Origin of the sequence: Rhodococcus sp. NPDC058532 (assembly GCF_042719255.1) — a bacterium.
GTDB lineage: Bacteria > Actinomycetota > Actinomycetes > Mycobacteriales > Mycobacteriaceae > Rhodococcus_G.
The window spans coordinates 107927-118946 of record NZ_JBHXNU010000007.1; the positions used below are offsets into that span (position 1 = coordinate 107927).

At 70.3% G+C, this 11020-nt stretch carries 11 protein-coding genes; 6 read left to right on the forward strand and 5 right to left on the reverse strand.

The window, feature by feature from the left end; all coding sequences use genetic code 11:
- Nucleotides 1-38: 38 nt before the first annotated feature.
- The 5 genes from ACFWQG_RS10875 to rfbA form a co-directional block, all read right to left on the reverse strand.
- Nucleotides 39-554: a nuclear transport factor 2 family protein gene (locus tag ACFWQG_RS10875; RefSeq protein ID WP_378507626.1), complete on the reverse strand. Its 516-nt coding sequence runs from the start codon at nt 552-554 to the stop codon at nt 39-41.
- Between the two features lie 82 nt (nt 555-636).
- Nucleotides 637-1383, reverse strand: a complete 747-nt coding sequence (locus tag ACFWQG_RS10880; RefSeq protein WP_378507627.1) for an IclR family transcriptional regulator — start codon at nt 1381-1383, stop codon at nt 637-639.
- An 88-nt stretch (nt 1384-1471) separates the two neighbouring features.
- Entirely contained in the window at nt 1472-2833 is a 1362-nt protein-coding gene (locus ACFWQG_RS10885; RefSeq protein ID WP_378507628.1) for an MFS transporter, read from the reverse strand.
- Nucleotides 2834-2978: 145 nt separating this feature from the next.
- Nucleotides 2979-3560 carry a dTDP-4-dehydrorhamnose 3,5-epimerase family protein gene (locus ACFWQG_RS10890; protein ID WP_378507629.1) on the reverse strand — a complete coding sequence of 194 codons (582 nt, stop codon included), beginning with the start codon at nt 3558-3560 and terminating at the stop codon, nt 2979-2981.
- Nucleotide 3561: 1 nt separating this feature from the next.
- On the reverse strand, nt 3562-4437 hold the full coding sequence (rfbA, locus tag ACFWQG_RS10895) for a glucose-1-phosphate thymidylyltransferase RfbA (protein WP_378507630.1): 876 nt from the start codon (nt 4435-4437) through the stop codon (nt 3562-3564).
- Between the two features lie 91 nt (nt 4438-4528).
- Between rfbA and ACFWQG_RS10900 the strand changes: the two genes are divergently transcribed.
- From ACFWQG_RS10900 to ACFWQG_RS10925, 6 genes are all read left to right on the forward strand, one after another.
- The gene (locus tag ACFWQG_RS10900; protein WP_378507631.1) at nt 4529-5173 is read left to right on the forward strand and encodes a DedA family protein; all 645 of its coding nucleotides are present in this window, start codon (nt 4529-4531) and stop codon (nt 5171-5173) included.
- Between the two features lie 55 nt (nt 5174-5228).
- Nucleotides 5229-6233, forward strand: a complete 1005-nt coding sequence (gene rfbB / locus ACFWQG_RS10905; RefSeq protein WP_378507632.1) for a dTDP-glucose 4,6-dehydratase — start codon at nt 5229-5231, stop codon at nt 6231-6233.
- 72 nt (nt 6234-6305) lie between these two features.
- Nucleotides 6306-7241: a hypothetical protein gene (locus ACFWQG_RS10910; protein WP_378507633.1), complete on the forward strand. Its 936-nt coding sequence runs from the start codon at nt 6306-6308 to the stop codon at nt 7239-7241.
- A 109-nt stretch (nt 7242-7350) separates the two neighbouring features.
- On the forward strand, nt 7351-8046 hold the full coding sequence (locus ACFWQG_RS10915; RefSeq protein ID WP_378507634.1) for a hypothetical protein: 696 nt from the start codon (nt 7351-7353) through the stop codon (nt 8044-8046).
- A gap of 111 nt (nt 8047-8157) precedes the next feature.
- Complete coding sequence (locus ACFWQG_RS10920) at nt 8158-10062, forward strand: glycosyltransferase (RefSeq protein WP_378507635.1); 1905 nt, start codon at nt 8158-8160, stop codon at nt 10060-10062.
- Nucleotides 10063-10065: 3 nt separating this feature from the next.
- A partial coding sequence (locus tag ACFWQG_RS10925; protein ID WP_378507636.1) for a glycosyltransferase family 39 protein occupies nt 10066-11020 on the forward strand: 955 nt, incomplete at its 3' end.

Below are 11020 nucleotides of genomic sequence, written 5' to 3' on the forward strand. Positions count from 1 at the left end.
ATCGAGCGATCCGACCGTCAGCGGGGTGAAGATCGGGTTCACAGCGGGGTCAGGAAGTCGAAGAACCCGGGGGTGGTGTCCTCGCGGAGGCGGCTGAGCCTGCGGTAGGAGATGAGCCAGCGGCCCCCCTCCAGCCGGTACTCCTCGTGGTAGTGGCCGTAGCCGTGGAGGTGTTCCTCACGGTCCCCGTTGGTCCACCACAGCTTGTCCTCCATCGCCCAGGTTCCGCGGGCGGTGGTGTCGGAGGTCAGTTCGATCTCGGGCATGTGGCCGTGGTGGACGGTGGTGAGCGCCGTCGGGCCGTCCAGCATCGCGCTGATGGCCGTGGTGAGCTTCTCCCTCCCGACGACGCGATTGGCGATGCCGTCCGACTGTGGCTGCTTGTCGCTCGGCAACCCGCCCCAGGTCTCGGACACCACGTCGTCGGTGTGCAGCGTCGGATAGATGTCCCACTGCTTCTCGTCCATGCAGCGGAGCCGGGCGGCGAAGGTGCGTTTGATCTGCTCGATCGCCATGAGTTGGTCGGCAACGGTCAAGGTGAGGGTCGCGGTCATGGTCGGGACACTGGCAGCGCAGGAGCGACTCGGACAACTCGCGTTTCCGGCGAACGGAACAGTCACAGTTCAGCGCGCCGGGTCAGCGTTGCTGGACCGGCGAGGTGGTCGACAGGTGCAGGGCGAGGGCGGCCGCCGCCATCCGGACCGGTGCGGCGTCCCGCCGGTCGAATCGGATGTCGCCCGACGGGGCGGTGACGGAGATCCCCACCGCGGCCCCGGCGAGGACCCCGACATGCGCCCCGATGCAGGAGAACCCGGTCGGGCAGGTTCCGAACGCGACGCCGCGATCGCGAACCTGCGGCGGGCCGCCCGCCGCGTCCGGCGCGGCGACCGACCGCGGCGACGGCGGGGCGGGGAGCGTCGTCGGCATCGTCGCCAGGATGGCCTTCCCGATCGTCGACGATCGAGCAGGGACCCGTGAGCCCACCCGGGTCATGAGCCCCTGCTCGTCGTCTCCGCCGATCTTTCGCAGGTAGAGGACGTCCTTGCCGTCGAGCACGCCCATGTGGACGATGTGCCCGGTGGCGTGGTGCAACTCGGTGAGCAGCGACGTCACCGACGCGTCGAGGCGGGTGCGGTACGCGGCGAGCAGTCCGATCTCGGTGAGGGCCGGGCCCAGCTCATACCCGATCTCCGCCCGGCGAAGCCATCCCACCCGGACCAGTCGTTCGATCGACCGGAACGAGCTGGTGCGCGGGATGCCGGTCAGGCGGGACACCTCGGTGAGCGTCAACCGGGCGTTGCCCTGAAAGGCACCCACGATCAGGGTGACGCGGTCGACGACCGACGAGGGGATGGCCCCGTGTGCTTCCGTTGCGATCGACATCGTCACTCTCCACTGCGCGTACCGAGGGTGGGCCGGGGTGCCCGATCCGGGCCGGGCACCCCGCGATTGATGAGCATGAATTACCTGCTCATGGTGCCTCATTCGGCGGCTCGCGCAAATCCGTGCCCCGGGTTTCCGACGCCATCCAGACCGCGAGAATCGTGATGCCCGCGGTCGTGACGACGACCAGGCTGAGGGGGAGGCTCGACCCGCCCGCCGCCGCGACGAGGGAACTGGCGATCAGCGGTGTGAACCCGGCGCCGATGAGGCTGGCCGATTGGTAGCCGAGGGACACCCCGGAATAGCGAACGGTGGTGCCGAACATCTCCGACAGCATCGGCGCCAGCGGTGCGTACATCAGGTTCTGGATGACCTGGGCGACGATCAGCGCCACGGTCAGGAGCAGGTCCGACTTCGAGTTGATCAGCATGTACAGCGGGAAGGCGTACAGCAGCGCCAGCACCGCGCCGGTCAGGCTCACGGTGCGGCGGCCGATCCGGTCGGACAGCGCGGCGAAACCGGGGATGCACACCAGCGCAACGACCGACATCAGGACGAGAGCGCGCATGACCACCGGCACGTCGTAGCCGATCGACTTGGCGTAGGCGATGATCTGCGCGGTCGTCAGGGCGGTCAACGCGAACGGGCCGATGCCTGCGGCGCAGGCGAGGAGGAGCGGGCGCGGGCGGCGCAGCACCTCGAGCACCGGCAGCGTCGCCCGGGTCTCGCTCGTTGCCGTGTCCGCGGCCTGCTGGAAGACCGGGCTCTCGACCACGCTGAGCCGCACGTACAGGCCGATCACCAGCAGCAGCGCGCTGGCGAGGAACGGCAGCCGCCAGCCCCAGGAGTTGAAGGCGTCGCTGGGCAGCAGGCTGACCAGCATCACCGCCAGCGTGGACGTCAGGAAGCCGATCGGCGATCCGAGCTGCATGATGCCGGTCCAGGCCCCGCGACGGCGCGGATCGGCGTGCTCGGCGACCATCAGCGCGGCGCCGCCCCATTCGCCGCCGACCGCGATGCCCTGAACGACGCGCAGCGCGACCAGCAGCACGGGGGCGGCGATGCCGATCTGCTCGTAGGTCGGCAGCAGACCGATCGCGAGGCTCGCCACACCCATCATGCCCATGGTGATCACGAGCATCGACTTGCGTCCGAGCGTGTCACCGAAGTGTCCGAACACCACCCCGCCGAGCGGGCGGGCGACATAGCCGGCGGCGAGGGTGCCGAACGCGGCGATGGTCGACACCACGCCGTTGCTGGACGGGAAGAACAGGTCGCCGAGGACGAGAGCCGCCATCGTCGAGTACAGCAGGAAGTCGTAGTACTCGATCGCGGTGCCCAACAGGCTCGAGAGCGCGACCTTGCGCAGCTGCGACGGTGCCTCGGTGGGGTCGTCGACGGTCGCCGGACGACCGGCGCGGTCGTCGACGGTGTCGGTGGGTGAGCTCATGCAGCACTCCTGAAAGGCGCGTCGGATGGAAAGCGTGTGACCTTCGCCACACGATGCTCAGGCTTCCAACGCGCGTTTCGGCGGGCAATTCATGCGTCCGCTGAGCGGAACACCCCGATGCCGCTCGGCGAACGGGGCCCGTCCGTCAGTGCTGCGGTAGCGCCCCGTCCGCGAGCAGCCGCGCCAGCGACGGCGCCGCGGCGTCCTTGTCCGACAGTCGGTACTCCAGCGGGCGCCCGTCGCGTCCGACCGTCGGCCAGTCGATCGCCAGGTCCGGGTCGAGGGGGTGCAGGTCGCGGTCCAGGTGCGGGCTGTATTCGAGCGAGCACAGGTACATCACCGTCGACTGGTCCTCCAGCGAGAGGATCGCGTGCCCGAGCCCCTCGGACAGGTAGACGGCGCGGCGGTCGACGTCGTCGATCAGGACCGAGTCCCAGCGCCCGAATGTGGGCGAGCCGACCCGCAGGTCGACGATCACGTCGAGGAACGCGCCGCGCACGCAGGTGACGTACTTGGCCTGCCCCGGCGGGGAATCGGTGAAGTGCACACCGCGCAGCACGCCCGCCGCGGACACCGAGCAGTTGGCCTGCCGCAGCTCCAACGGGACGCCGACCGCCTCCCGGAACGCGGAGTCCTTGAACCATTCGAGGAACACCCCCCGGTCGTCGCCGAACCGGCGGGGGGTGATCTCCCATGCGCCTGCGATGCTCAGCTCGCGAAACTCCACGTCACCAGTCCTTGCCGCGGTCGAGCAGTCCGAGCAGGTAGTCGCCGTACCCGGATCGGACCAGGCCCTCCGCGCGGTCGCGGAGGGCGTCATCGTCGATGTAGCCGCGCCGCCACGCGACCTCCTCGGGGACCCCGATCTTCAGGCCCTGCCGTTCCTCGATGGTCCGCACGTAGTTCGACGCGTCGAGCAGGGAGTCGAAGGTGCCGGTGTCGAGCCAGGCGGTGCCGCGGGGTAGCACCTCCACCTGCAGGCGCCCGGCGTCGAGGTAGGCGAGGTTGACGTCGGTGATCTCGTATTCGCCGCGTGCGGACGGGGTCAGGTCGCGGGCGATTGCGACGACGTCGCTGTCGTAGAAGTACAGGCCCGGCACCGCGAACCGGGACCGCGGCGTCGCGGGCTTCTCCTCCAGGGACACCGCGCGGCCGTCGGCGTCGAACTCGATCACGCCGTACGCGGAGGGGTCGGACACCCGGTACGCGAACACCGCACCGCCGGAGAGGGATTCGAATCGGGTCAGCGTGGTGCCCAGTCCGGGGCCGTAGAAGATGTTGTCGCCCAACACGAGTGCGACGGTGTCGCCGCCGATGTGGTCGGCGCCGATGACGAATGCCTGTGCCAGCCCGTTGGGTTCGGTCTGCACCGCGTAGTCGATCGCGACGCCGAACTGGGAGCCGTCCCCGAGCAGCCTGCGGAACTGCGGCGCGTCGTCGGGGGTGGTGATCACCAGGATGTCGCGGATTCCGGCCAGCATCAGCGTCGAGAGCGGGTAGTAGATCATCGGCTTGTCGTAGACCGGCACCAGCTGCTTGCTCACCCCGATCGTGATCGGGTGCAGCCGTGACCCGGTCCCACCGGCCAGAATGATTCCGCGCATGCTGGGCAGTGTGTCACGGTGGGCGCGGACGGCGGCCGCCCCGCCGGGGCGCCATGTCCGTATTGTCCCGATTTGGCTATCATCGGCGGCGATGACTGACGCATATCCGGCCGACGACGCTTCCGGCCTCTTTTCCGCGGTTGCCGACTGGTCGGTGGAGTTGATGGACTCCATTGGCGGGCTCGGCGCCGGGATCGCGATCGCGGTCGAGAACCTCTTCCCGCCGATCCCCAGCGAGGTGATCCTGCCGCTGGCCGGCTTCGCCGCGGCTAGGGGGTCGATGTCGGTGATCGAGGCGATCGCGTGGACCACCGCGGGATCGCTGGTCGGCGCGCTGGTGCTCTATGCGATCAGCCGGATGATCGGCATGGAGCGGATCTGCCGGATCGCCGACCGGCTGCCGCTGGTCTCGTCCGACGATCTCCGCAAGGGGGAGCGGTGGTTCCGCCGGTACGGCAGCGCGGCGGTGTTCCTCGGCCGGATGGTGCCGCTGGTGCGCAGCGCGATCTCGGTGCCCGCCGGGGTGTCCCGAATGCCGATCGGCGCGTTCGTGCTGTACACCACGCTCGGCAGCGCCATCTGGAACTCCATCTTCGTCCTTGCCGGCTACTTCCTCGGGGAGAACTGGGCGGTGGTCGAGGAGTACGCCGGGGTGCTGCAGTACGTCGTGCTCGCCGCGATCGCGGGGGCGGTGGGCTGGTACGGCTATCGCAAGATTGCGGCCGCACGCCGGTGACCCGGCCGCTCGCCGCGGGTCTCGGCGACCGGCCCGAACGGTACTGTTCGACCGCATGAGGCTCCTCGTCACCGGCGGCGCCGGGTTCATCGGCGCGAATTTCGTGCAGCAGACCGTGACCGAGCGGCCCGACGTCGACATCACCGTCCTGGACGCGCTGACCTATGCGGGGAACCGGGCGTCCCTCGAGCCCGTCGCGGACCGGATCGACTTCGTGCACGGCACCGTCACCGACGCTGGCCTGGTGGACCGGCTGGTCGGCTCGGCGGACGCGGTGGTGCACTTCGCGGCCGAGTCGCACAACGACCAGTCGCTGGCGGATCCGTCGCCGTTCGTGCAGACCAACGTGGTCGGCACCTACACCCTGCTTGAGGCGGTGCGCAGACACGACGTGCGCTACCACCACATTTCGACCGACGAGGTGTACGGCGACCTCGCGCTCGACGATCCGAGCAGGTTCACCGAATCCACCCCGTACAACCCGTCGAGCCCGTATTCGGCGACGAAGGCGTCGAGCGATCTGCTGGTGCGGGCGTGGGTGCGGTCGTTCGGGATCCGCGCGACGATCTCGAACTGCTCCAACAACTACGGCCCCTACCAGCACGTGGAAAAGTTCATCCCGCGGCAGATCACGAACCTGCTCGACGGCGGCCGCCCGAAGCTGTACGGCCGCGGCCTCAACGTCCGGGACTGGATTCACGTCGACGACCACAATCGGGCGGTGTGGGAGGTGCTGGGCCGCGGCCGGTCCGGGCAGACGTACCTGATCGGCGCGGACGGCGAGGTGGACAACCGGACGGTCGTGGCGCTGCTGTTGGAACTGTTCGGCCGCGACCCCGGCGAGGTCGACGTCGTGCCGGACCGGCCGGGCCACGACCTGCGGTACGCGATCGACTCGACGCTGCTGCGCACCGAACTCGGTTGGGCGCCGCGCTACCGCGACTTCCGGGCCGGGCTGGCCGCGACGGTCGAGTGGTATCGGGAGAACGAGTCGTGGTGGCGGTCACAGAAGGCGGCGACCGAGGCGTTCTATGCGGACAATGAGAAGCGACCTCGATAGTTGAACGCGCAACCGGTGTGCGGCGTGCCTCCGCCACCCGCGCAGCGGCCGCGGGCCGGAAAGGACGTTGTCATGGCCGGCACACACCGGGCACCCACCCGATGGACCACCGCGCGCCGCGGCGCCGCACTCCACACCGTCGCGGTGGCCGCGACGCTCGGCGCGATCGGGGGCACCGGCATCGCGCTCGCCGCCCCCACCGACCCGCCGACCGAGACCACGGTCGCCGGCCCCGCGGCGCAGGCCCCCGACGCCGCTGCGACGGCGGACGCGACCGTGCCCGCCGAGACGGCGGACGCGGCCGTGCCCGCCGCGGCGCCGGCGGACGACGCCCCGAGCGGCCCGGACACCGAGGCGGCCGCGCCCGCCGACGAGCCCCTCGGCACCGACCCGGACCCCGGGTTCGTCGGCCTCGGCAGCGTCGGTGACGCCCTCAACGACGGCGCACTCGACTGGACCAACGTCGGCACCGGCAACATCGGCTCCTCGAACGTCGGCTCGGACAATGTCGGCTTCGACAACATCGGCTGGGCCAACACCGGGTCCGCGAACGCGGGCTCCGTGAACGCGGGCTGGGACAACATCGGCTTCGGCAACACCGGGTCCGCGAACGCGGGCACCGGCAACGCTGGCTGGTTCAACGACGGCTTCGCCAACACCGGGTCCGCCAACTCTGGTTCCGTCAACACCGGCTGGAACAACGTCGGCTCCGCCAACACCGGCTCCGCGAACGCGGGCTCCGCCAACACGGGCGCGGGCAACGCGGGCTGGGCCAACACCGGATCGGCGAACGCCGGGTCCTCGAATACCGGCGGCTTCAACCTCGGGTCGTCGAACAGCGGCTGGTTCAACATCGGCAACGGCAACGCGGGCTGGTTCAACGTCGGCTCCTCGAACGACGGGTTCGGCAACGCCGGGTCGCTGGACGTCGACTCCGGGTCCGACAGCACGGGGGCGGCGGAAACGGCGGCGCGGTCGGGGGTCGATGTCGAGGCCGACGCGGGCTGATTCCGGCCCCGACACGCCGCACTTCACCGCGCACCCCCGCAGGTGCGGCGGTACCGTCACGTCCGCAGGACCGGATACACCCAGAGTTCGCTCGAGCAAGGAGCACTCCATGTGGGCTGTCACTCGCGGAACCCCCGGCGTCAGGCGCGCGCTCGTCGTCTGCGCCGCGCTGACGCCGCTGATCGTCGCCGGGACCGGGCTCGCGCACGCCGATCCCGACTCGATTGACCCAGGCTCGATGGACCCCGGCTCGCTCAGCCCCGCCGCTGCCGTCCATGCCTGCGCGCCGCTCGGGCTGTCCGACATCGCGGTGCTGGTGCAGGTCGTCGCCCCCGGCGCGGTGCTGCCGTGCCGGGACGTCGCGGGCGGCCTCGGGCTCGGCGGTGGCTCGGCGGGTGGGGGCTCGGCGACGTCGGCGAGCGCGATCGGCTCCAACAACATCGGCGAGAACAACACCGGGTCCTTCAACGTTGGCCCGGAGAACACCGGCTCGAACAACGTCGGCTCGCAGAACACGGGCTCCGGCAACGTCGGCTCCGCGAACACCGGCTCCGGCAACGTCGGGTCGGCGAACACCGGCTCCGGCAACATGGGCTCCGCCAATACCGGGACCGGTCAGGTCGGATCGGCCAACACCGGCAACCTGAACCTCGGCTCGGCCAACACCGGGTCGACCAACATCGGTTCCGCGAACACCGGCTCCTCGAACACCGGCAGCGGCAACACGGGGTCCCTGGTGGAGGGCTTCGGGCTCACCGGACTCGGCTCCGTCGCCGTCGGCTCGACCGGGATCAACTGGAACTGACACGCGCGACGCGGCACCGCCCCCGGCCGCCACCGTTGGTACTGTTCACCGCGAAATACCTGGCCGAGGACAGCGTTGGCCGGGTCGGGACACACGGTTGGGACCTACTCGATGGATCAGGCATTTGCGGTTGGGGGTGCGCCCGTCGAGAACAACGACGAGGCGCTGCAGAATGCGCTCGTCGAACCCGCCCCGCGCGACCGACTGGTTGCCCAGCGCGGGCTGTTCGCTGCGCCGTCCCCCCGGGTGCCGCGGAAGATGTACGTCGAGGTCAAGGGCCACGCGGACACGGACCGCGACACCCTGACGCTGCGTGCGGGCGCGCACGCGGACACCAACACCTACTTCGGTCGCTTCGCCGCGTCCTTCTGGCAGCGCTGGACGGCCGTCACCGTCGTCCGACTCGAACTGGACCACGAGACAGCGGGGTCGGCGACGATCGCGTTGCGCGCCTCCGACGCGAAGGGTCGTAAGCGCCTGATCACGCAGGAACAGGTCACCGGGTCCGGCACCCTGACGGTCGAGGGCCGTCTGGACCGTTTCGTCGACGGCGGCGCGATGTGGTTCGACGCGGTCGCGGACGCCGGCGACCTGACCGTCACCAACGTGCGGTGGACCGTCGACGCGCCCGACCACCTGCGGCCCGCCGCGGTCGTGATCTGCACGTTCAACCGCGCCGACGACTGCGCGACGACGGTCGGCACCCTGGCGGCGGACGCGGGAGCGATGGCCGACATCGACACCGTCTGCATCGTCGACCAGGGGACCGACCAGGTCCGCTCCCGGCCCGCGTTCGCCGAGGTCGAGGCCGCGCTCGGCGGCAAGCTGACGTACCTCACCCAGCCGAACCTCGGCGGGGCTGGCGGATTCTCCCGCGGCATGCACGAGATCACCTCGGCGCCGGGATCCGCGCACGCGAACGTCATCCTGATGGACGACGACATCCTCTGCGAGCCGGAAACGGTGCTCCGGATGAACGCGTTCGCGAACATGACCGTCAAGCCCGCCATCGTCGGCGCGCAGATGCTGTCGCTGAGCAACCCGCAGGTGCTGCACGTGAGCGCCGAACGGGAGGTGCTCGACGAGATCACCGCTGGCGCGTTGACGCCCGGCGCGATGATGGGCGTCGACCTGGTGAAGAAGAAGCAGGAGCAGCGTTTCGACGCGGGCTGGAACGGCTGGTGGACCTGCCTGCTGCCCGCCGATATCATCGCCGACTGCGGGCTGCCGCTGCCGCTGTTTTTCCAGTGGGACGACATCGAGTACGGCATCCGGGCCCGGTTCGCGGGGCACCCGACGATCACCCTGCCCAACGCGGGCGTCTGGCACGCCGACTTCCACCTCAAGGACTACGACGACTGGGCGCGGTACTTCAGCATCCGCAACGGCCTCATCGTGTCGTCGATCTACGGCCGCTTCGACGGCACCACGATCGCCAAGTACCTGTTCCGCAAGATCAGTGAGCTGATCGTGTCGATGCAGTACGGTCTGGCCGCCACGTTCATCAAGGCCGCCGAGGACTTCCTGGCAGGCCCGGAGTTCCTCGACGACGGCGGCCAGGCGGTGCTCGGCGAGATCCGCGCACTGCGCGCGAGGTATCCGGAGACGGCGCCGCGACCGGCGGTCGAGGTCGGCGCCGAGGCCGATCCGCACACCCAGATGGATGTGTGGGCGTTCGAGCCGGACGAGAAGCGGGAGGGGCTGGTGCTCGCCAAGCGGGCGGTGCAGCAGTTCCTCGGTCGCGTGGACGGGCGGCCCGTCACCATTCCCGCGCACTACGCCAACTGGTGGCATGTGTCGCTGTTCTCGCAGGCCACCGTCACCGACGCCTCGCAGGGCGCGGTCCGGGTGCGGCGCAGGGACAAGCAGACCGCGCTCGAACTGACCCGGCAGGCGGCGAAGGTGTGCTGGCGGCTGCGCAAGGAGGCGCCGCGGATGAAGGACACCTACACCGAGGCGCTGCCGCGGATCACCAGCAGGGAGAACTGGACCCGGCTGTACGGCACCGAGGCGTGATGGGTGCCGGCCAGCGCTGAGCAGCCGCAGGCACGGCGGCGCGGGCAGCGGACGCTGCCGGGTCCGCTGCTGCCGCTCGGGGCGGGGCTGCTCGCGACGCTGATCGGCATCGCGGGATCCTGGATTCCGTCGTTCTGGTGGGACGAGGCGGCGACGGTGTCGGCCGCCGACCGGCCGCTGCCCGCCCTGACGGAACTGGTGCTCGACCGCATCGACGCGGTGCACGGGCTGTACTACCTGCTCATGCACGGCTGGTTCGCGGTGTTCGGGTTCGGGGAACTGTCGGCCCGGATCCCGAGCGCGCTCGCGGTCGGCGCCGGGACGGCGGCGCTGGTCCAGCTGGCCCGGACCCTGGCGGGGATCCGGGTCGCGGTACTCGCGGGCGCCGTGTTCATGATCCTGCCGCGGATCACCTGGGCCGCGACGGAGGCCCGCTCGTACGCGCTGGTCGCGGCGATGGCCGCGGTCACCGGTCTGGTGCTGGTCGTCGCGTTGCGGTCTGCGCGGCGCGGGTGGTGGGTGCTGTACACGGTGGTCACCGCGGTATCCGTGGTCCTCTTCTTCCACAGCGCGGTGCTCGTCGTCGCGCACGCGATCACCGTCGGGGTCGGTCGCAGGCATCGGCTGCGGTTCGCGGCGGCCGCGACCGCTGCCAGCGCGCTGGTCGCGCCGTTCGCGGTCCTGGCCATCTCCCAGTCCAGGCAGATCGGGTGGGTGCCGCCGCTCGACTCCCGGATCGCCGAGACGATCGCCGTCGACCAGTGGTTTCCCGGTGCGGCCGGGTTCGGGGCGTTGTGCCTGCTGATCGTTGCGGCGGCGCTCGTGGTCCGGCTGGTGCGGGGGGGACAAAAGGGGGAAAAGCCCCCCGGAACAAACCCCGGGGTCTCCCCCCCCCACCTCGCCTCTCCTTCTTCTCCCCTTCCCTTTTTCCTCTTCCCCCCCCCCCTCCCCCCAAACC